Annotated in this window: 16 protein-coding genes; 10 read left to right on the forward strand and 6 right to left on the reverse strand. The window is 54.6% G+C overall.

Annotation, left to right across the window (positions count from 1 at the left end):
• The 8 genes from C0623_04030 to C0623_04065 form a co-directional block, all read left to right on the forward strand.
• Window positions 1–1,158 (forward strand): cytochrome C (locus C0623_04030; GenBank protein ID PLY02163.1); only part of this gene is annotated, 1,158 nt, incomplete at its 5' end.
• 225 nt (window positions 1,159–1,383) lie between these two features.
• Window positions 1,384–1,572, forward strand: a complete 189-nt coding sequence (locus C0623_04035; protein PLY02164.1) for a twin-arginine translocase TatA/TatE family subunit — start codon at window positions 1,384–1,386, stop codon at window positions 1,570–1,572.
• Between the two features lie 973 nt (window positions 1,573–2,545).
• Complete coding sequence (gene gatC, locus C0623_04040; protein PLY02165.1) at window positions 2,546–2,833, forward strand: Asp-tRNA(Asn)/Glu-tRNA(Gln) amidotransferase GatCAB subunit C; 288 nt, start codon at window positions 2,546–2,548, stop codon at window positions 2,831–2,833.
• A gap of 18 nt (window positions 2,834–2,851) precedes the next feature.
• Complete coding sequence (gatA, locus tag C0623_04045) at window positions 2,852–4,327, forward strand: Asp-tRNA(Asn)/Glu-tRNA(Gln) amidotransferase GatCAB subunit A (GenBank protein ID PLY02166.1); 1,476 nt, start codon at window positions 2,852–2,854, stop codon at window positions 4,325–4,327.
• Complete coding sequence (locus C0623_04050) at window positions 4,320–5,765, forward strand: Asp-tRNA(Asn)/Glu-tRNA(Gln) amidotransferase GatCAB subunit B (protein ID PLY02167.1); 1,446 nt, start codon at window positions 4,320–4,322, stop codon at window positions 5,763–5,765. Before gatA ends, C0623_04050 begins: the two co-directional genes overlap by 8 nt.
• A gap of 44 nt (window positions 5,766–5,809) precedes the next feature.
• The gene (mtnA, locus tag C0623_04055; GenBank protein ID PLY02168.1) at window positions 5,810–6,856 is read left to right on the forward strand and encodes an S-methyl-5-thioribose-1-phosphate isomerase; all 1,047 of its coding nucleotides are present in this window, start codon (window positions 5,810–5,812) and stop codon (window positions 6,854–6,856) included.
• Window positions 6,856–10,056 (forward strand): bifunctional [glutamate--ammonia ligase]-adenylyl-L-tyrosine phosphorylase/[glutamate--ammonia-ligase] adenylyltransferase, encoded by a 3,201-nt coding sequence (locus C0623_04060; protein PLY02169.1) that lies wholly within the window; start codon window positions 6,856–6,858, stop codon window positions 10,054–10,056. Before mtnA ends, C0623_04060 begins: the two co-directional genes overlap by 1 nt.
• Window positions 10,053–11,957, forward strand: coding sequence for a hypothetical protein (locus tag C0623_04065; protein ID PLY02170.1), 1,905 nt, complete (start codon window positions 10,053–10,055; stop codon window positions 11,955–11,957). Before C0623_04060 ends, C0623_04065 begins: the two co-directional genes overlap by 4 nt.
• A gap of 5 nt (window positions 11,958–11,962) precedes the next feature.
• Here the strand turns inward: C0623_04065 and C0623_04070 are convergent, their stop codons facing one another.
• The 6 genes from C0623_04070 to C0623_04095 form a co-directional block, all read right to left on the reverse strand.
• The gene (locus C0623_04070; GenBank protein ID PLY02171.1) at window positions 11,963–12,667 is read right to left on the reverse strand and encodes a hypothetical protein; all 705 of its coding nucleotides are present in this window, start codon (window positions 12,665–12,667) and stop codon (window positions 11,963–11,965) included.
• A 36-nt stretch (window positions 12,668–12,703) separates the two neighbouring features.
• The gene (locus C0623_04075; GenBank protein ID PLY02182.1) at window positions 12,704–13,489 is read right to left on the reverse strand and encodes a tRNA 2-thiocytidine(32) synthetase TtcA; all 786 of its coding nucleotides are present in this window, start codon (window positions 13,487–13,489) and stop codon (window positions 12,704–12,706) included.
• Between the two features lie 137 nt (window positions 13,490–13,626).
• The gene (locus tag C0623_04080; GenBank protein ID PLY02172.1) at window positions 13,627–16,806 is read right to left on the reverse strand and encodes an AcrB/AcrD/AcrF family protein; all 3,180 of its coding nucleotides are present in this window, start codon (window positions 16,804–16,806) and stop codon (window positions 13,627–13,629) included.
• A complete protein-coding gene (locus tag C0623_04085; protein ID PLY02173.1) occupies window positions 16,803–17,993 on the reverse strand; it encodes an efflux RND transporter periplasmic adaptor subunit in 1,191 nt (396 codons plus the stop codon). Before C0623_04085 ends, C0623_04080 begins: the two co-directional genes overlap by 4 nt.
• Complete coding sequence (locus C0623_04090) at window positions 17,990–19,417, reverse strand: hypothetical protein (protein ID PLY02174.1); 1,428 nt, start codon at window positions 19,415–19,417, stop codon at window positions 17,990–17,992. Before C0623_04090 ends, C0623_04085 begins: the two co-directional genes overlap by 4 nt.
• Window positions 19,414–20,043 (reverse strand): hypothetical protein, encoded by a 630-nt coding sequence (locus C0623_04095; protein PLY02175.1) that lies wholly within the window; start codon window positions 20,041–20,043, stop codon window positions 19,414–19,416. Before C0623_04095 ends, C0623_04090 begins: the two co-directional genes overlap by 4 nt.
• Window positions 20,044–20,190: 147 nt before the next feature.
• On the opposite strand from C0623_04095, the gene C0623_04100 reads away from it, so the two are divergent.
• Together C0623_04100 and C0623_04105 are read left to right on the forward strand one after the other, a co-directional pair.
• Window positions 20,191–21,246, forward strand: coding sequence for a hypothetical protein (locus C0623_04100; GenBank protein ID PLY02176.1), 1,056 nt, complete (start codon window positions 20,191–20,193; stop codon window positions 21,244–21,246).
• A gap of 3 nt (window positions 21,247–21,249) precedes the next feature.
• Window positions 21,250–21,600, forward strand: a complete 351-nt coding sequence (locus tag C0623_04105; protein PLY02177.1) for a hypothetical protein — start codon at window positions 21,250–21,252, stop codon at window positions 21,598–21,600.

A 21,600-nucleotide genomic window follows, 5' to 3' on the forward strand; every position in this document is an offset into this window, starting at 1 on the left:
CGCGGCAAGGGCAACGCTCTCAACAACTACTGCACTTCGGTGGCAGGCAACGAGCAGTTCTGTTCCAAGTGTCATGCCGGATATGGCATGACCGATTTCAAATCCTACGATTTCGAAAATGCCGAGAACATCGACTGCCTGGTCTGTCACGACACAACCGGGACCTACGGCAAGGCTCTCAACGCCGCCGGATACCCCAACGAAAACGTCGATCTTTTGTATGTTGCCAAGAACGTCGGCACCCCGAACCGTGACAACTGCGGCCAGTGCCATTTCTACGGCGGTGGCGGTGATGCGGTCAAGCACGGCGATCTCGATTCGTCGATGGCCTACCCGGAACGCGACACTGATGTCCACATGGATGTTGAAGGGAATGACTTCCAGTGCATCGAGTGTCACACCACCGAAAACCACATGATCTCCGGAAACTCCCTCGGTGTCTCACCGGGTGGCAAGGTTCATATCCAGTGCACCAAGTGCCACGAAGATAAAGTTCACCAGGAGAGCCGGCTTAACGCCCACATTGATACGGTTGCCTGCCAGACCTGCCATATCCCGACCTTCGCCAAGAACCTTGCGACCAAGGTCTGGTGGGACTGGTCGAAGGCCGGTGAAGAGCGCCAGTTTGACGAGAAAGACGAGCACGGCCACCACACTTACGTGAAGAAAAAAGGTGAAATGAAGTATGCCATGAACGTCGTCCCGACCTACAGGTGGTACGACGGAACCGGCGGCGCTTACCAACGTGGCGAGAAGGTCGATCCAGACAAAATCGTTAAAATCGCCTACCCGATCGGCGACCGCAAGAATGACGACGCAAAAATTTATCCGTTCAAGGTAATGCGCGGCAAGCAGATCTACGACACCAGGTACAAGAACCTGATTACCGCGAAAGTTGCCAATGAAGGCGGCTACTGGGTCGACTTCGACTGGGACAAAGCGGCCAGTCTCGGCTCAGAGGCCTCCGGGCTTCCCTACAGCGGTGAATACGGCTTTATCGAAACCGTCATGTACTGGCGCATCAACCACATGGTCGCACCGAAAGAGCAGGCCCTCAGTTGTCTCGACTGCCACGGCGACGACGGCCGCATGGACTGGAAAGAGCTCGGCTACAAGGGTGATCCGATGACCCGGGCCAAGTGGGCCCGTACCCACTAAGCAGCATAACGTTTATTTCAGGGATGATTCCCTGCCTCCATGGCCGGCCCGCAAAGGGCCGGCCTTTTTTTATCACCCGTGGACAGACCCCACCTGATGCCAAAACGGGACAGTCCCCGCTCCGCTCGTAAAGCCGGCATCAACTTTCCGGTAAATGCAGGTTCTTATTGCTTTTTTAAAACTTTTTGTGTATTTTTCAACTCAACTACCGCTTAGGAGAATTCCATGTTTGGACTCGGCACAACAGAACTTATCATTATTCTCATTCTGGTCCTGGTTATTTTCGGAGCCGGCAAGCTCCCCTCGGTCGGCGGCGCCCTCGGCAAGGGCCTGCGCAATTTCAAGGATGGCATGAAAGACGTCGAAGACGATTCGGATCCTGAGAAGATAGAAAAAAAAGATGACGAGGCTTAAGCCCGTTTGACAAGCAACCTCTCAAGGCCCGCATCGCGGGCCTTTTTTATGGTTCATCGCATTTTATCGGGAATAAATGGTGCGCACCCAAATACCGCCAGACTTTTCCAATCGCACCATGAAAGCATAATTCCAGTTCGCCGGTATCGCTCAGCGAGCCCGCCTGATGATCAGGTTCCCTCACTACAACGATTTGAATCCTTCAGGATCAAAAGCATTTATGAACGCAGGACTTCGTCCGCAGAGCCGCAGAGAATTCAGCGGCAAAACTAAACGGTTACGAGCTTTACTCCTTTGGCAGGCCTGGCTCCGTTTTGGTTTTCATTGCGTTAAGAATCTGAATTTTCCTTCAGGGACACCCCCCTGAACTTCGGGGAGTGTCCCCGTGTAACTTTCGACTCCGATCGCCTGTCCTGAGTTAACCGAAGGGGGAATCCATTGATGATTTTGACTTGCCCCCGTTGCTCTTGAGGTCGCTCCCACCAGCGCGACCACTGAACCGTAGCTCAACCGCAACCGCCACGGAGACGTGCTGCGTTTGCCTCAAGGCAAACTCGCTGGTAGCACAGTATTACAGAAACAATTCAGACCGAACAAAAAAAGCCCCCTGCAAGGGAGCCGTTTTCTGCATACTCTTTTATGGCTTAATAAAAGAGTATGGCGGAGTGCGCGGCCGCGACCGCGCGGTTCTCCTGTCTTCAGGAATACTTCGCTGTACCCTGGGGACACCTCCCTGAACTTCGGGAAGTGTCCCCATTCGACCAGTCAAGACCACCGGTGTCAAACGACCGGCTCCAGACTTTTCTTGCCTGTTCTGATCCACCTGAAGGATGAGTCTAACGTTGTATTCACTCTAATCTGCGAAGAACCTTTTTTATTGCTTCGGGGCAACCGTGAAACCTTGAAAATATGAGCCTGTCATGGTAATTTCCGACACGGCTTGACAGACTGATTTCCCAGATTGAGGTCAAAGATGAAAATTACACGCAAAGAAGTTGAACACGTTGCCGTTCTGGCGCGACTCGCCCTGAAAGATAATGAGCTCGACCGGTTTACCGGCGAGATGGACCAGATTCTCGGCTATGTCGAAAAACTGAACGAACTTGATACGGAAGGAATCATTCCAACGGCCCATGCCGTTCCGGTTGAAAATGCTTTCCGTGACGATGTCGTCAGACCATCCATCGGCATTGACAAGGCGTTGCAGAATGCCCCCGATCCGGCCGACGGCTGCTTTCGTGTCCCGAAAGTTATTGAATAATTATATTGAGGTTAGAAGATGCAATTAACTGAACTCGGCATCGCTGCTCTGCAGGAGAAGTTGCGCAGCAAAGAGATCTCCTCGGTTGAATTAACCCGGGCCTATCTGGAACGGATCGATGTAACCGACAAGGAGATCAATGCCTATATTACCGTAACCGAAGCAGACGCCCTGACGGCGGCGACCGAAGCAGACCGACAGATCGCGGCCGGCACAATTGAGCCGCTGACCGGCATCCCGGTGGCGCTCAAGGACATCTTTCTGGTTGACGGAATGCGCACGACCTGCGCTTCGAAGATTATTGATAATTTCGTTGCCCCGTATACGTCGACAGCGGTCGCCAATCTCAAAAAAAATGGGGCCGTGATCCTTGGCAAGCTGAACATGGATGAGTTTGCCATGGGAAGTTCAAACGAAAACTCGGCGGTCGGTCCGGCCAGGAATCCCTGGGACACCAGCAAGGTCACCGGCGGTTCGTCCGGCGGTTCGGCGGCAGCGGTAGCAGCCCACCAGGCGGCGGCCACCCTCGGCACCGACACCGGCGGCTCGATCCGGCAACCGGCATCCCATTGCGGCGTTGTCGGCCTGAAGCCGACTTATGGCCGGGTCTCCCGCTACGGGGTCATCGCTTTCGCCTCTTCGCTCGACCAGGTCGGCGCCTTTGCCCGCAATGTCACTGACTGCGCAACCATGCTCGGCGCCATCGCCGGGCATGATCCGCTCGACTCAACATCGATCGACCGACCGGTCCCCGATTACCGGGCCGAACTCTCCGGCGACCTCAAGGGGGTCCGCATCGGTCTGCCGAAGGAGTACTTTATCGATGGACTCGACGCCGATGTCAAAGCAGCGACCGAAACGGCGATTAAAACTTACCGTGATCTCGGTGCCGAGATTATTGACGTCTCATTGCCGCATACCGATTACGCCGTCGCCTGCTACTACCTGGTCGCAACCGCCGAAGCATCGAGCAACCTGGCCCGCTACGACGGCATCCGTTATGGTGCCCGGGTCGACAATGGAGGCGGACTGATCGAGCTCTACCGCCAGACCCGGGCGGCCGGGTTCGGCGACGAGGTTAAACGCCGCATCATGCTCGGCACTTACGCCCTCTCCTCCGGCTACTACGACGCCTACTATCTCAAGGCACAGAAAGTCCGCACTCTGATCCGGCAGGATTTCCTCGATGCTTTTGAGAAAGTCGACACCATCCTGACCCCGGTCGCACCGACCCCGGCCTTCGGCATCGGTGAAAAAGTTGACGACCCTTTGCAGATGTATCTTTCTGATATCTTTACCATTCCGGCCAATCTCGCCGGCACCTGCGCCATGAGCCTGCCCTGCGGTTTTTCGCGGCAGGGACTGCCGATCGGTCTGCAACTGATCGGTCAACCGTTTGCCGAAGAGCAGATTCTCAGGACCGCCTACGCTTTTGAACAGGCGACCGACTGGCACAGCAAAAAAGCCGATATTCAGGGAGGCGACAATGACTGATCAGTATGAAGTCGTTATCGGCCTGGAAGTCCACGCCCAGTTGACCACCAAAACCAAGATATTCTGTGGCTGCTCGACCTCTTTCGGCAATTCGCCCAACAGCCAGACCTGCCCGGTCTGTCTCGGCATGCCCGGAGCGCTGCCGGTTCTCAACCGCCAAGTTGTCGAAAACGCGATCAGGACCGGTCTGGCAACCAATTGCGAGATTGCGCCACGTTCGATTTTTGCCCGTAAAAACTATTTTTACCCGGACCTTCCCAAAGGCTACCAAATTTCACAATTTGAATTACCGATCTGCGAACACGGACATCTCGATATCTCGGTCAATGGCGAAGAGAAGAGAATCGGCATCACCCGGATCCACATGGAAGAGGATGCCGGCAAGCTGCTGCATGGCGAGACCCCGGAATCGGCAGGCAACTCCTTTGCCGATCTCAACCGGGCCTGCACGCCGCTGCTGGAAATTGTGTCCGAGCCCGACATGCGCTCGGCCGATGAAGCGATCGCCTACCTGAAGAAGCTGCACCAGATCGTGGTCTACCTCGGTGTCTGTGACGGCAACCTTGAAGAAGGGTCCTTCCGCTGCGACGCCAACGTCTCGATCCGGCCCTGGGGCCAAAAGGAATTCGGCACCCGCGCCGAGCTGAAAAACATCAACTCATTCCGCTTTATCAAGCAGGCGATCGAGTACGAAGTCGAACGCCAGGCCGAAGTAATCGAAGATGGCGGCAAGGTTGTCCAGGAGACCCGCCTGTTCGACAGCCAGACCGGACTGACCCGCTCGATGCGCGGCAAGGAAGAGGCCCACGACTATCGCTACTTCCCCGATCCGGACCTGGTCCCGTTGGTGGTTGACGAGGAATGGATCGCCCGGTGCCGCTCCGATTTGCCTGAACTGCCCGAAGAGAAGCTGAAGCGTTTTATCTCGAACTTCGGCCTTTCGGAGCGCGATGCCGACATTCTGGTCTCGGAAAAAGCCATTGCCGATTATTTCGATTCCTGCGTCGAGCTGCACGATGACAGTAAAACCTGTGCGAACTGGGTAACCGGCGAGGTATCGCGCAAGCTGAATGAAGAAGGCATCTCAATCAGCGATTGCCCGGTTACGCCGGAAAGACTGACCGGTATCCTCAAACGGATCGCCGACAACACCATTTCCGGCAAGATCGCCAAGCAGGTGTTCGAGGAGATGTGGAACAACGACAAGGATGCTGATACCATCATCGAAGAAAAGGGCTTGAAACAGGTGACCGATACCGGTGCAATCGAGCAACTGGTTGATGAAGTCATCGCTGCCAATCCGGGCCAGGTCGAGGAATTCAGAGCCGGCAAGGAAAAGCTCATCGGCTTCTTCGTTGGCCAGGTCATGCAGAAAAGCAAGGGCAAGGCAAACCCGGGCATGGTTAATCAGCTCTTGCAAAAGAAACTGAAGGAGTAGGGCGCCTCCTGGCTCCCTTCCCCGCACGCCGCATGGAGTGAAATATGTCGGTCAAACCGATCCTTTATGAAAACGGTGTCTGCCGGATGCTCGACCAGCGCCTCCTGCCAACCGAGGAGGTCTGGATTGAATACACGACCTGCGAAGGGATAGCCTCGGCAATCCGGGATATGGTCGTGCGCGGTGCGCCGGCCATCGGTGTTGCCGCTGCCTTCGGAGCGGCTTTCGGAGCGCGCGACATTGCCGCAGAAAGTTTCGCTACTTTTTTTCCTCGCTTTGCAGAAAAATGCGACCTGCTGGCGGCGACCCGGCCGACAGCAGTCAACCTGTTCTGGGCGCTCGACCGGATGAAACAGGCGGCCCGCAAGGGCAAGGACCTGAAGCCGGACCAACTCAGAAAGTACCTGCTCGCCGAGGCCTGCACCATTGCCGAAGAAGATGAGCAGATCAACCGCCGCATGGGCCAGATCGGCAACGAGTTAATACCGGATGCGGCACGGATCCTGACCCATTGCAACGCCGGCGCCCTGGCGACCGGCGGTTACGGCACCGCCCTCGGTGTCGTACGCGCCGCGGCAGAATCGGGCAAAAAAATCGCCGTCTTCGCCGATGAAACCCGTCCGTTCCTGCAGGGCGCTCGCCTGACCGCCTGGGAACTGCAGCAGGACGGCATCGATGTCACCCTGATCTGTGACAATATGGCCGGCTACCTGATGAGCAAGGATGAGATCGATTGTATCATCGTCGGCGCCGATCGAATCGCCGCCAATGGTGATGTCGCCAACAAGATCGGCACCTTTACCGTCGCCGTGCTGGCGCAAGAACATAACATTCCGTTTTATGTCGCCGCGCCGACCTCAACCATTGATCTCAGCATCGCTGACGGTTCCGGCATTCCGATTGAAGAGCGATCCGAAGAAGAGGTGACGCATCACAATGGTCAGCGCGTGGCACCGACCGGCATCAAGGTGCGCAACCCGGCCTTTGACGTCACCCCGGCCCGTCTGGTCACAGCCATTATTACCGAACACGGGATCGCCCGGGACAACTACATCGAGGAACTTGCTGCGCTGGTCAATCGGGAGGGTTGATGAAAGATCTGGCAGTACGCCTGGAAAAGCTCTGCCGCGACAGAGATGAGGAGGGGCTCAGGGTTTTCGCTTCCGAACTCGGGTACCGGGAAACGGGAAAGACCACGGCCAATCTCACCATCCTTTTCGACTCTTTCGGCAGTGCAAACCTGCTCGCCCGACTGACCGAAACGGCCCTGACGACAGCCGATCCCGACATGGCTCTGAATAATCTTGAACGCCTGTCCAACAGCATCTCCCCTGAACTCATCCGGCCGGCGCTTGAAGACAAAAAACGGCGCAAACAGCTCCTGACGACCCTTGGGGCTTCGCAGTTTCTCACCGGAATACTCTGCCGCGACAAAAATAATTTCGAAGAGCTGATCACCAACGGGGAAATTGATCGGCACAAGAGTGAAAGCGCGATGATCGATGAGTTGCGCGCACTGATTCCGGAAGAGATCACATTTACCGAGCTCCAGAAGCTCCTGCGCCAATACAAGTGTCGCGAGATCCTTCGCATCGGCAGTCGAGACCTCAATAACGAGGCCGAGCTCGCCGAAGTAACCGATGAACTCTCTTCACTCGCCGCCGCAACACTGCAGCGGTCCTATGAGATCTCGGACGCCCTGCTGAAAAAAGAATTTGGCGTCCCGATGGTTGAGTCGGCTGACGGGGATGGAGAAGAGGAAGCGACCTTTACTATTTTCGGTATGGGCAAGTTCGGTGGCCGCGAACTCAATTTCTCGTCCGATATCGACCTGATCTATTTCTATTCATCGGAAAAAGGGACGACGACCGGCATCCCTGATAAACAGTCGAGTCGCATCCCGGTGCACAGCTACTTCATCAAGCTGGCCGACATGATCAGCAAGGCAATCGGCCAGGTCACGGCTGACGGCTTTGTCTTCCGGGTCGACCTCCGCTTGCGCCCGGAAGGGAACAGCGGCGAAATGGCCCAACCGGCCAACAGTGCCATCCTCTACTATGAAAGCTGGGGCCAGAGCTGGGAGCGATCAGCCCTGATCAAGGCCCTGCCGGTCGCCGGTTCAATTAAACTGGGCGAATATATCCTCAACGAGCTCGAGCCCTTCATCTACCGCCGCCATCTCGATTACGCCATGGTCGAAGATATCAAGCGGATGAAACAAAAAATCGATCACAGTCTTGAACGGGCGGAAGGTAGTGAAATAAATCTCAAGCTCGGCCGTGGCGGCATTCGCGAAATCGAATTCTTTATCCAGGCCCTGCAGCTGATTTATGCCGGCAAGAAAGCTGCCCTCCGCCACAAGGGTTCTTTACCGGCACTTGCAGCCCTGAACAAAGAAGGCCTGATCAAAAACGACGAGCTACCGGTGCTGCGTGAGGCCTACGTGTTCCTGCGCAATGCCGAGCATCGGATCCAGGTATTCCAGGAGCAGCAAACCCACAACCTGCCCGGCCGCCGGGACGAAATGCTCGCCCTGGCCCGACGCTGCGGCTTTGCCGATACCGACTCATTCATGGCCGAGCTGAACCGGCATCGAACCGGAGTTTCCAGGATTTACCATAAACTCTTCTACACCAGTGACGAAGAGATCAAGGAGGAGGTCAGGCCGGAAATCGAAGCGGTTTTCGATGTCAATGCCGACCCTGACCGGGTCAAGGATCTTCTCGAAGAATGGGGTTTTGCAAATCCCGACACCGCCTACCAAAGTCTGCTTTTCCTCCGCGACGGAAAACCGTATTCGCACCTGACGCAACGGGCCCGACGCCATATGGAACGGATTGCGCCTTACATCCTCCAGGAAATTATTGACTCGCCCGAACCGGACAAGTCGCTTCTCAACATGGAGCATTTCCTTTCAGCCCTGAGAGCACGTGGCACCTACTATGCCCTGCTCGCCGAAAACCACGGAATTATCAAACTGCTTATCTCTCTTTTCGGGACGAGCCAGTTTTTAACCCGGATCTTTATCCAGCATCCGGAAATTCTCGATTCCCTTGTCTCCCGGTCTTACGCGACACCGTTCAAAGATCTCGAGGAAATGGAAAAAGAGCTGGAAGCGCGGCTTTTTGAAGCGACCGATTATGAACGGGAACTTGAGGCCCTGCGCCGCTACCGCAACGAGGAGTTTTTACGTATTTCACTCAACGATGTCGAGGGGCACACACCACAGGGCGAAAAAACCTACCAGCTCTCCTGCCTCGCCATTGCCTGTCTGCGGGCCGCATTTAACATCGCCAGAAATGAGCTGATTCCCCGTTACGGTCTGCCTTATGTCATGGACGAGGATGGTGTCCGTAAAAAAGCCGGTTTCTGTATTGTCGGCATGGGCAAACTTGGCGGTATGGAACTGAATTACCACTCTGATCTCGATATAATCTTCATTTACCAGGGTGAAGGGAAGACCGTCCCGACCGACGGCACTGATCCGGAGCGCTTCAAGGAACTGAGTAACCAGCAATACTTCTCACGGCTCGCCCAGAGGATCATCTCGGTTTTGACGTTGGCCACCCAGGACGGAAGCGTTTATCAGATTGATACCCGGCTCCGGCCTTCGGGAAACCAGGGGCCACTGGTTACCAGCCGCAAGGCCTTTGCCGAGTACCACGCCTCGACCGCACAACTCTGGGAGAGACAAGCGTTGACCAAGGCGCTGGTTGTCAGTGGCCCGAAAAAAATGCGCTGTGAGCTGCAATCTTTTATCCGGTCACTGGCCTATGACGCACCGCTCGAAGAGGATATTGCCACCGACATCATCCGCTTGCGCGACCGAATGGAAAAAGAAATTGCCCGGGAAAGCAGTGAAACTCTCAACCTTAAAACCGGCCGCGGCGGCATGGTCGACGTCGAATTCCTGGTGCAGTACTATCAGCTTCTGAAGGGTCGCAAAAATCCCGAATTGCAGGAAACCAACACACTTAAAGCCTTGCAGAAGATAGTTGAGGCGGGTATTCTCAATGGAAGCGACGGCGACAAACTCCAAGACGGATACAAGTTTTTGCGCCGCCTGGAGAATATGTTGCGTCTGCTTCATGACCAGTCGATTAGCGAAATACCGAATGAAACCGGGTATCTGAGTAAACTCGCCAGGCGGCTCGGCTATCAGGGGGAGAGTTCGGAACCAAACGTCGAACTCATGAATGACTACCGGATGCATACGGAAAACATCCGAAAGATTTTCAACAAATCACTCCATGCCGACCAGTCTGACCCTGAAGGGGCAATAGAGCAATGAACGTTAAACACCACATCATCCTCGTTGACGACGACCAGAATATTCGTCGCTTCCTTGATGAATTCCTTAAACTGAAGGGATTTAATGTCAGTAGCTTCTCTTCGGCTGAAGAGGCTTTTGAGGAACTTGACAAGGGCGATTTTTCAATTGCAATTTTCGATATCGTTCTCCCCGGAATCTCCGGTCGCGAAGCCTGCGCCAGGCTGCGCAAAAACAAACAAACTGCCTCGAGACCGGTTATCCTGATGACGGCTATCCACCGCGGCGAAGACGAGGTTGAAAAAGCGAAGAAAGAATTTGGCGCGACCGAATACCTGCTCAAGCCATTCAGCCTCGACACGCTTTACCAGAAAATCATGGATCTATTGGGTGAAGAATACAAGGTTTCCGATCTCAAGGATCGTGAGACGGCAACGATTGAAGGCGAGCTGAAAGACACCCAATTCCCCAAACTCCTGCATGACCTGTATGCGCTTAAAGCAACCGGGCTGCTCCACCTTTCCATGAATGAGAGGAAAAAGGTTGTCTATTTCATGGAAGGATACCCGATCTTTGTCCGCTCCAACCTGATCCGCGAATGTCTTGGCAAACTTCTGGTCCACAAGGGAATCATTGACGAGCGCGAATGTGAGGAATCGCTCAAGATGGTCAAGGAGACCGGACGGCTGCAGGGTACCGTGTTGATTGAGATGGGTTATCTGACCCCGCAGCAACTCCACGATGTCCTGAAATTGCAGGCGACCGAAAAACTGCTTGAAGTGTTCTCCTGGAACGAAGGGACTTACCGGTTTATCCACGCCCAGGACTTCAAGAAAAACATCACCCGGATCAATCTGTCCCCGGCAACCCTGACTCTGCAGGGGCTGCGCAAATACTACAGTGAGGAGAAACTCGACAAATTTCTCAACCCGCATCTTTCCTATTATCCGGCACTGTCTACCAACCCGCATTACCGTTTCCAGGATATAGAACTGACGCCAAAAGATGTTTCTCTGCTCAGTGAGTGCCGGGGCGACAAAACATTTGAGGAAATCCTTGAAAAGTATCCGCTCTCCCGTTTTGAAAACAAACAATTACTGGCGACGCTTCTGCTGGTCAAGATGCTGGAGAGCCGCGAAATGCCCCTGTCACCGGAGGAACAATCAACCCTCCTGGCCGGGGCTCCGGAAAAAAAGGAAAAACGCCAGAAATTCCAGAACGACTATGCCCGAATGATGCAGCAGGATTACTTTGCTCTGCTCGGTGTCGAGCATCAGGCCAGTACAGATAATGTCCGCAAGGCCTATGTGCAGTTGGCCAAAAAGTACCACCCGGACCGCTATCTTCAGGAAAATATTTCAAACGACCTGAAAAAGAAGATTAATTCCCTGTTCCAACGGATCGGTGAAGCCTATGAAACGCTTTCCAATCCGGCCCGGAAAAATGAGTATCTGAAAGAGCTGACCGGCAAGGGAAAAAAGAAAGAGAACGAAGCGGCCGACATTCTGCATGCCGAAACCGCTTTTCAGAAAGGGCTCGTTTTGCTCAAGGTAAACGATTTTGCCAAGGCAAAGATCGAACTGGAGAAAGCGGTCAAACTCTACGCCAAGGAACCGGAATACCTCTGTCATCTTGCCTGGGCCCGATTCAAGGACTCAGACAGCGATGTTGAAAAAGATCAGGCCAAAAAAATGCTTCTCAAGGCAATACAGATGAATCCGGACATGGACAAGGGGCATTTTTATCTCGGCCACATGCTCAAAGAGGAGGGAAAAGAGCGGGAAGCAGAAAAGCGTTTTGAACGGGCAATTCAGTGTAATCCCGACAATACCGAAGCGTTGCGCGAACTCCGTCTCTTCCAGATGCGCAAGCCGAGAAACGGCAAAGCGGCCGCGCTCCTCGGTAAAATGTTCAAAAAATAACCTGGTCAGGCGGAAAGTTTCACCCTGACTTTTTCCGACAGCTCGAGGAACCGTAGCCCCTCATTAAAGATCTCCGCTGGCATTTCCCCACGAACTAATTCCAGATAGCATCCGATCAGGTAATCACTGATCCGCGCGCGTTGCTCGGCATTGATCCCGGAGAACAGGGCACCGGCCCTGAACGGACTATCCGAGGTATCCGAATAAGCCATGGCGTAAATAATCCTGGAATCAAAAGTCAGGAGTTCTCCTTCAAGGCTGAATTCAAAGGATACCGATTCATTTGGAGCCAGCTCCCGGTGATAGGAAAAACGGCACCCCATGTCGGAAAGGCTGGTCAGCACCGCCTCTTTTTTTTCATCACGGGCTGATATCAGCGCCGGGAGGTCGACATCCAGCCGGATATGCTTGCGTGGTGGCCGATGAAATCGCTGCTCGAGCGCCTGCCAGAATGCCTCCGGCTCGAGCGGCAGGGAAAATCCGAGCTCAGCTCCACCGGAATCGGTATTCAACCAGATCACATCCTGGCCGGCAACCGGCTCGGCACAGCCACTTTCAGCCAGCAACAACGCCGAGGCCTCAGCCGGATCATGCACTTCGAATTGCCACAATTGCAACAGGGCCTTTAACAGCTCGTCCAGGCTGGGTTCACAGGTTGTGACGGCAATCTTTTTTTTGTTGAGCGAACGGGTGGTAATGTCCTTGAGCATATTTCCTCAATCAAAACGTATAAAAAAAGGCATCGTTCAAGTCAGGCTATCTGCCGCCGAACTTGAGAAGTTTTGCAGTCTTTTATCAAGCAGATGACGCGGGTGCACATTGGCAAGTGCCCCGATCATGCTTTTCTTCAGGTGTTTATTCTCTTTCGAAAGCTCACTTATGAGCTTCTTCATCCGCTGCCGTTTCTGATCGACTTCTCCACAAACCGGACAGGCACAGCAGATGATCGGGAATTCCTGCTCACCGGCAAACCGGATGATATCGGCTTCTTCAACATAAAGCAGTGGACGGATAACGGTATGACGGCCATTGTCGGCAAGCAATTTCGGGCTCATCGCCTTGAGTGAACCGACATAGAACTGATTCAGTAGAAGGGTTTCGATGAAATCATCGAGGTGATGGCCAAGCGCAATCTTGTTGCACTTCAACTGGTCGGCCAGGGTGTAAAGGACACCGCGCCGCAACCGGGCACAAAAAGAACAATACGATGTTCCGGGCCGCCGCTTCTCTTCGATAATTTCATAACAATTGGTCGGTTCCATCCGGTACTCGAACCCGGCAGAATCGAGATGATCTTTTATTTTTTCCTTGCGGTAACCCGGGAAGCCGGCATCGACATTGACTGCAACCAGTTCATAATCGATCGGCGCCCGGCGCCGCAGCTGATCAAGGATATGTAACAGGGTGTATGAATCCTTGCCGCCGGAAACACCGACAGCAATCCGGTCACCATCCTCGATAAGATTGTAATCACCAATCGCCTTACCGGTCAGCTTTTTGATTTTGCGGAACAGGGGGCCTTCCAAAACAATTCCTTTGTGTTTCAACAGGTTCGGCAGTTTTAATCGATCTCGAATAAAAATGCAAGAAGAACAGACGGGACGGCCACCGGGCCGTCCCGCTTCTGAATCCTTAAACGTTTTAGCTTTGTCCGTTCAAATCAAGAGGTTTACTGACCGGCGTTTCCCGTTTCCGGAAGGCGGTCGGCATGATGTTCACGCAGCCCGATGCGGCGACGCAGATCTTCAAGGACCAGGTAGAGCGAAGGGATGAGCAGCAGAGTGATGCCGGTCGCGAAGAGAATTCCGAAGGCAAGGCTGATCGCCATCGGAATCAGGAACTGGGCCTGCACGCTGGTTTCGAGAATCATCGGCATCAGGCCGAAAAAGGTGGTCAGAGAGGTCAGGAGGATTGGCCGGAAGCGGCGCTGGCCCGCCTCCATGACGGCGTCATGCAAATCTGTTCCCTTCTTGCGGCAGCGGTTGACATAGTCGATCAACAACAGTGAATCGTTAATCACAACCCCGGTCAGGGCGACGATCCCGAACATACTCAGAATACTCAGATCAAATCCCATAAGCAGGTGACCGAGAATGGCGCCGACGATACCGAATGGAATAGCGACCATGATCAGCAACGGCTGTGAGTAACTGCGAAAGGAGACGGCGAGCAGGGCAAAAATCGCTAACAGAACCAGCTTGAAACCGGTCATCATGCTCGCCATCGACTCACGCCGGTTTTTATCTTCACCTTCGAGATCGTAACTAAGGCCGGGATAATCGGCCATCAGTTCCGGCAGGGTTGTCCGGCGCATTTCGGCGAGGATCTCTTCGGCGTTGGCAACATTGCTGTCAACCGTCGCCGTTACGTTGATCACCCGCTTGCGGTCGGTCCGGTTGATTTTACTGAATCCGCGATCCGGTTCAATGGTAGCGGCCCGGTTTAACGGGACTTCCCCACCGGATGGTGTCCGGATGCGCATCGACTCAAGGTCCCAGAGATGTTTTCGACTCGCCTCGGGATAACGAACGACCACCTTCACCTCGTTGCGTCCGCGCTGCAGGCGCAGCGCTTCGGAACCGTAAAAGGCGCCACGCAGCTGTCGGCCAAGATCCTGCTCGGTGAGACCGAGAGTCCTCGCTTCCGGCTTCAGCTGCAGCTTGACCTCCTCCTTCCCGAGCGTGTAGTTATCGGTTATATCTCCGGTCCCGGGATAGGTTGCGATCGCTGTCTTGAGCCGTTCGGCGGCATCATCAAGGACCTGAAAATCCTCATGCGCCAGTTGAAAATCGATATTCGCGCCGAGATTGATCAGGTTGGAGGTAAAGGTCAGGGATTCGACCCCGGCGATCTCGCCGATCCGCTCCCGCCATTGATTCGAAATGTCAGATGCCGGAATATTCCTTTTTTCACTCGGCGTCAGGAACATGTAGATATTGGCGAGATTTCCACCGGTCGTCGATGAAGTGCCGCCCGGTCCACGGTCGGTGGTTGAGGCACCGACAACCGAATAGATCTGCTGCAGAACCGAATCCCCCTGCGGGCGATCTGAATCATACTCTTTGGCCAATTCAAGGCCGGTTGCAACAATTCTATCCTGAACCTCTTCGGTTCGTGAGACCGGTGTTCCGGGAGCCATTTCAAGAGCAACGGTAATGGCGTCACCATCGACCAGCGGCATAAAACGGAACTTGACGATTCCACCGCCGACCAGGCCGACTCCGGCAATCAATAACAGCGTGACCGCGGCCGCGAAGGTAGCATAACGATAGCGCAGACAGAGTTCGAGAATATTTCGATAGGGGCCGCGAATAAACTTCTCGACAGCCGTGCCGAATTTGCGGCGAATGCGATCGACCTTGCCGATCAGACCACTATTCATTTCCCGGGGTTGACCAAGCGACAGGTGGGCCGGCAAAACGAAAAGACACTCGACCAGAGACACCAGCAGAATGGTTATGACGATAGCCGGGATAACCATGATGAACTTCCCCATGATCCCGCTGGTAAAAAGCAAGGGCATAAAGGCTGTGACCGATGTCAGGATGGCAAAGATAACCGGCTGAGAGACCTCTATGGCACCATCCATCGCCGCCTGCAGATAGGGTTTTCCCATCTGCCGGTGCTCGTAAACATTTTCGCCAACAACAATCGCATCATCAACAACGATGCCGAGAGCCATGATAAATGCAAAGAGCGATATCATGTTGATCGATACATCGATAGCCGGCATAAACAGCAAAGCCCCAAAGAAAGAGATCGGAATTCCGAGCATCACCCACAAGGCAAGACGAATTTCCAGGAAAAGACCGAGGGTAATAAAAACCAGAACCAGTCCGATGCATGCATTTTTGATCAGCAGATCTTTGCGGCTTTTAAAAAGTTCCGAGGCATCATAGAGCGTTGCAATATTGATCGTATCGGGGAGCTCTGTCTTTTTTTGAGCAACATACGCCTTGACCCTGGAAGAGATATCGGTCGGTTTCTGATCACCGACGCGGTAAACCCTGATCATTGCCGCCGGTTTCCCATTGGCCAGGCCGAGCTCGTCGGTATCCTCGAAACCGTCGCGGACCGATGCAATATCGCGCAGCTTGACTTCGGTGCCGTCAACAGCGGTGAGAATGGCTATGTTTTCGTATTCCTCGCCAATGTAACGACGCTCCTTGGTCCGGACCAGGATCTCCCCTTTGTCGGTCTTGATCGTTCCGCCCGGCAGATCGACAGAGGCCTCACGAATTCGTTGCGCGATCCGGTCGAAGGTCAGGTTATAACGTCTGAGATTCTCTTCATCGACCTCGACGGAAATTTCGTAGGGCCGGATCCCGCTCAAATCAACCTGGGTGATATTATCGTCAAGAAGCAATTCATCCCGAACCTGTTCAGCGAGTTCACGAAGGCTCCTTTGCGGAATTTCTCCGGAAACGACAACCGTAATCACCTCACGCCTGTTCAGCAGTTTGCTGATAACCGGTTTTTCAGCATCGCGGGGGAAGGTGGTGATGCGATCAACTTCACTCTTGATATCGGCCAGAACAAGATCGATATCGGCCTCGGTCGTCACTTCGGCGACAACGCTGGCGAAGCCTTCACCGGCAACCGACTTGATCTGCTTGATTCCATCAACGCCGGTCAGGTTTTCCTCGATTTTGAGGATCACCCCTTCCTCGACTTCCGCCGGTCCGGCACCCGGATATGCAACCCTGACCAGCACCCTGTCGAGAGCGACCTCGGGAAAGACCTCCTGCTTGATATTGAAACCGAGAATCAGACCGCCAAAAATGAAAACCATCATCAGCAGGTTGGCAGCAACATGATTCTGGGCCATCCAGCGAATCGCGTTATTCATTCTGCCCTCTCCCGCATCTGCGGCCGCAGCAACATTCCGTCTGCGGCGGCGGCGATCCCGGTCAGGATCAGGTGGCTTCCGGGCTCAAGTCCGGACTGAACGAAAACCTCCGTTCGCTCCCTGCGGACAATAGTCACCGGCAAGACCTTCAATTTATTATTCTCGTCAACAACCCACACGGTATCATTGTCCCTGACGGCACTGCGCGGAATCGCGACGATGTCTTCGATTTGCCGGCCATGCAGCAACACCTCGACAAACATTCCGGGTGCAAGCTCCTTTGATTGATCATCTCTGGCACTCTTGCCAAACGGATCACTGACTGAAACAACGACCTTGGTCATGCGGGTCAGTGGATCGATTTCACCATAAGACCGGACAATCCTGCCCTGCCACTCATGACTTTCGGCACCGACCTGAATCCGAACCGTCGCAACTGAGCCCTCCTGTTCACCAGATTGTCCCAAGCGGGGGATGCTGAGCCACTTCAGTTCCTCAAGTTGCAGCGGCACCACGATCTCGACTTCATCGGTGCCGGCGACAGTTGCCACCGGCGTACCGGCCCGCACATACTGCCCGAGATCAACCTTTTCATTGCGCACAAAGCAGTTGAATGGTGCTCGAACCTGCGTGCGCGAAAGCTCGATCTCGGCCTGCCGAACCGCTGATCGGGCCGAGGCGACCTGGGCTTCGGCTGCCTTCAGCTGTGGCTCATAGAGTGTCAACGGATTGGCTGTTTCCTCTTTGTCCCGCTTGACCCGTTGCCATTCAAGCTGGGCTATTTCCGCCAGACTCTTGTTCCGCATCAGCTCAAGTTCGGCCTGAACAAGACCTGAGCGTGCCCTTTCCAAAGCCAGTTCGTAGTCGATTTTTTCAATAGAAAAGAGCAGATCGCCTTTCTTGAAAAATCCGCCGTCAGCCATTCGACTCGAAATATAGACGACCCGGCCGCTGACTTGCGGAGTAATTTCAGTCTCCTGGGTCGGCTTTGCCGTACCGGTTCCCAAAACATCGACCCGGCGGTCGCTCGCTTCTACCGTCACCACTTCAACCAACGGCCCGCTGTAGGAACGCTCTGACCGTTCCGGCGCCTTGCGAGAAACGATCAGAACAAAGGTAATGGCGATTCCTCCGAGAAAAATGAGAATCGGCAGGATAATTTTCAGCATAATTTCTTTTCTGCTCATGACTTGTCTTCCTGTTTTTCTGCTGTTCGTTTATCAATCTCGGTGGCCATCCATTCGCCGCCGAGAGAGCGGGCAAGACTGATGCGGGCGCTGACCAGCTCCCGGCGCACCGACAGAAGCCGGCTCTGGGCTTCAAAATGAGCGCGCTGGGCGCTCAGAACCGGCAGATAATCTGTGATCCCGAAATTGTATCGATCGAGTGAAAGGCGTAAGGTTGACGCCGTCGCATCCTCGGTCTCGATAAGGCTGGCAAGACGCAATTCGGTCTCACGGTTTTCCGCCAGCGCATCTTCGACCTCGCGGAAAGCGTTGAGGACCGCCTGCTGGTAAGCAGCGACCCGCTCCCTTGCCACCGCCCTGTTTCTCTCAACCTCGGCGCGCCGCCGGCCGGCATCAAACAACGGCAGGGTGATATTTCCGAGAAAATTCCAGAAGTCGCCCTCGATCAGACCACTCGAAAACTCCTGGCTGGTGTAGCCGTAACGACCGATCAGGTTGATTGAGGGGAAGCGATCGGCGATCGCCGCAGCGACATCGGCATCAGCGGCTTCAATCATGCGCAGGGCCGCCTGCAGATCGGGTCGGCAGCTGATCAACCCGGAAGGGAGTCCGGCCGGAAACGATTCCTGTACTGTTGGCAATTCGGCGAGCCTCCCGGCCATACCCTGTTTCGGATATTTTCCGATCAGAACCGAGAGCGCGTGCTCGGTCGTTGCCAGCGCGGCCGCAAAACGATGCCGACTTGATCGGGCTGCGGTCAGGCTTTGTCGAGCCTGATAAATATCAACAGCCGGCACAATCCCGAGCCGGTAGCGGGCTTCGACGCTCTCCAGGGTCGAGGTGAAAGAGTGGATGGTTTCGTCAGCCAAGGCAACCTGGGCACGCTGCTCAACGGCCAGATAGTAGAGTTCGGCCAACTGCGCCGACAAACCGAGGTAGAGTGTTTTCAGATCTTCCAGAGAGGCTTCGTACCCCTTGCCGGCCGACCGGGCCCGCGAAGCAATCTTGCCCCAGAGGTCAAGCTCGTAGGCTGCGGCTCCGGAAAACTGGTAGTTCTCGCCGGTGAATTCGCCCAACGCTGTTGGCTGCATCGACTCTCCGGCCTGCCCTTCGGCATTAACCACAGGGAAAAAGCCGCTTCGCGCCGAGCTGAGAAGTGACCGGACCTGCTGAAGCCTGGCATACGACTGCTCGATCTGGAGGTTTTGCCGGAATAACACCGTCATCATTTCATTCAGTTGCACGTCGTCGAAACTCTCCCACCAGCGCTCAACCCGGTTGGCTAGGATTGTTTCTTCAGTCTGCTGCAGATAGCTCTCGGGAAGGTCCTCCGGCAGGCGAACCTGACTTTTCGGATAAAAAGAGCAGGCCGACAATGCAACAGCTATCAGCAGAACCGCACCGCTACGGATCATCTTGTTCATCGCTTCACTCCTGCCGAAACAAAAAGCATCAGGTCGTCAATAAGCTTTTCGATATCGACATCCCGGTTCATTCCCTCCGGCATCAAATCGAGGCTGCCAAGCATGCGCATGGTATGGGTGGTACTGCCGACCGAAAAATGGAGTCGCCAGAAAACGGTATCGGCATCGAGATCCGGAAGCGATTTGCACAGAAGCCCGAACAGCAACTGAAACAGCGGCATGATGTGATGAATAAAAACATTCCGGACCGTGTTGTCGGGTTCGGTAATGGCCCGGCCGATCAGGGTACTGAAATGTTCGGCTCCGGGATCGACACAGCAATAGGTGACGGTTGGCACAATAAAAGCCCGGAGCACATCTTCGGGATCCGGAGTACGGCCCCGGCGCTCAGCTTCATCCCGGACCGCCTCAAGCTTCGCCTGGCGGATGGCATTGAGCGGCAACAGATGCCGCTTCAACACCTCCTCAAGTAAAATATCCTTCGAACCAAAATGGTAATTTACCGCAGCCAGATTCGCATCGGCCTTACTGGTAATTGCCCGCATCGACTCGAAATGATAGCCATCGCGAGCAAACAGAAATTCGGCGGCATCGAGAATTCGATCCTTGGTCGTTGGTTGACTCATACTACCCTCTCTAGCGATTTGATCGTACAAGTGATTTAAACAAACGTTTGAATTAAATGTCAACTCAAATCGCGTCGATATTGCACTCATCAGGACCGCATGGTAAAAATGTGCATCTGAAATGATTTGCATTAACCTGGAGGAACCATGAACAATCTCCGCCATGCGACAGGCACCCGTGTCCTGTTGACCCTGGCTTCTTTCGTTATCGTTGTCGCCGGACTCCGCGCCGCCGAGGCAATCATCGTCCCGTTTCTGTTGTCGGCCCTGGTCGCCATGATCTGCACTCCCCTTCTCTTCTGGATGCAGCGCCGCGGGGTTTCAACCGCCATTTCTGTTTTCGTAATCGTTTCTGGGATCATGATTCTCGGTCTCATTTTCGGGACCATTATCGGCACCTCTCTGAACAACTTCGCAGCGGCAGCACCGTCTTACCAGGAAAGGCTCAGGGCAGAGACGGTCGGTCTGTTCAACTGGCTGCAGGAGCACGGTGTCGATATTTCAAGGGACGTCTTCTCTGACTATTTTGATCCCTCCAAGGCAATGCAGATGATCGCGGCCAGCCTCAAGCAGGTCGGCGGCGTGCTGACCAATGCTTTTTTGATTCTGCTGACCGTCGTCTTCATCCTGCTCGAAGCCTCCGGGTTCCCGGCCAAGCTGCGTCAGGCACTCGACAACCCGGACGAGTCGATGGAGCATTTCAAGAAGATTACATTCAACGTCAAGCGCTACCTCGCCCTGAAGACACTGCTCAGCCTCGGTACCGGATTCTGTGTCACCATGCTGCTGCTCTTCCTGGACATCGACTACGCGATCCTCTGGGGGATTATCGCTTTCCTGTTCAATTACATTCCGAATATCGGCTCGATTATCGCTTCGGTTCCGGCCTTGCTGATGGCATTCGTGCAGTACGGAATCGGCAGCGCAACCATCGTCGCCATCGGCTACCTGGTGGTCAACATCACCTTCGGCCCGGTCATCGAACCCCGCATCATGGGCCGCGGACTCGGACTTTCGACCCTGGTCGTCTTCATGTCCCTCGTTTTCTGGGGCTGGGTACTCGGCCCGATCGGCATGCTGCTTTCGGTCGTTTTGACGATGATCGTCAAGATCGCTCTCGAAAGCCGCGACGATACCCGCTGGCTCGGCATCCTGCTCGGCAACCCGGAAGCACCGGAGGCCCCGGAACCGGATGAGGCCTGAGCAGTGAAAGTCACCCGCATCTATACCGGCACCGATGGCGAATCGCATTTTGAAGAGATCGAGGTTCCCTTGCAGGATGCCGGTGACATCGGCGCCCTGTCGGAAACCGTTGCGGCGACCGGCATCATCTTCCGCGAAACAGCCGGAACCTACGACTACAACTTCCACAATGCCCCGCAACGGCAATATGTTGTGATGCTCGAAGGCGAAGTCGACATCGAAATCGGTGACGGCACCGTACGACGCTTCAGCAGCGGCGACATACTGTTGGCCGAAGATACCACCGGCCGCGGCCATCGCAGCTTTGCCGTCAACGGGCAACCACGTAAGTCGCTGTTCATCACTCTCGACTGA

The organism is Desulfuromonas sp., assembly GCA_002869615.1.
Taxonomy (GTDB): domain Bacteria; phylum Desulfobacterota; class Desulfuromonadia; order Desulfuromonadales; family UBA2294; genus BM707.

Coding starts and splice junctions, on each gene's coding strand:
- mtnA (PLY02168.1), top strand. CDS start 5,810: ATGTCGGTCAAACCGATCCTTTATGAAAACGGTGTCTGCCGGATGCTC.
- C0623_04035 (PLY02164.1), top strand. CDS start 1,384: ATGTTTGGACTCGGCACAACAGAACTTATCATTATTCTCATTCTGGTC.
- C0623_04080 (PLY02172.1), bottom strand. CDS start 16,806: ATGAATAACGCGATTCGCTGGATGGCCCAGAATCATGTTGCTGCCAAC.
- gatA (PLY02166.1), top strand. CDS start 2,852: ATGCAATTAACTGAACTCGGCATCGCTGCTCTGCAGGAGAAGTTGCGC.
- gatC (PLY02165.1), top strand. CDS start 2,546: ATGAAAATTACACGCAAAGAAGTTGAACACGTTGCCGTTCTGGCGCGA.
- C0623_04095 (PLY02175.1), bottom strand. CDS start 20,043: ATGAGTCAACCAACGACCAAGGATCGAATTCTCGATGCCGCCGAATTT.
- C0623_04060 (PLY02169.1), top strand. CDS start 6,856: ATGAAAGATCTGGCAGTACGCCTGGAAAAGCTCTGCCGCGACAGAGAT.
- C0623_04070 (PLY02171.1), bottom strand. CDS start 12,667: ATGCTCAAGGACATTACCACCCGTTCGCTCAACAAAAAAAAGATTGCC.
- C0623_04065 (PLY02170.1), top strand. CDS start 10,053: ATGAACGTTAAACACCACATCATCCTCGTTGACGACGACCAGAATATT.
- C0623_04100 (PLY02176.1), top strand. CDS start 20,191: ATGAACAATCTCCGCCATGCGACAGGCACCCGTGTCCTGTTGACCCTG.
- C0623_04085 (PLY02173.1), bottom strand. CDS start 17,993: ATGAGCAGAAAAGAAATTATGCTGAAAATTATCCTGCCGATTCTCATT.
- C0623_04090 (PLY02174.1), bottom strand. CDS start 19,417: ATGAACAAGATGATCCGTAGCGGTGCGGTTCTGCTGATAGCTGTTGCA.
- C0623_04050 (PLY02167.1), top strand. CDS start 4,320: ATGACTGATCAGTATGAAGTCGTTATCGGCCTGGAAGTCCACGCCCAG.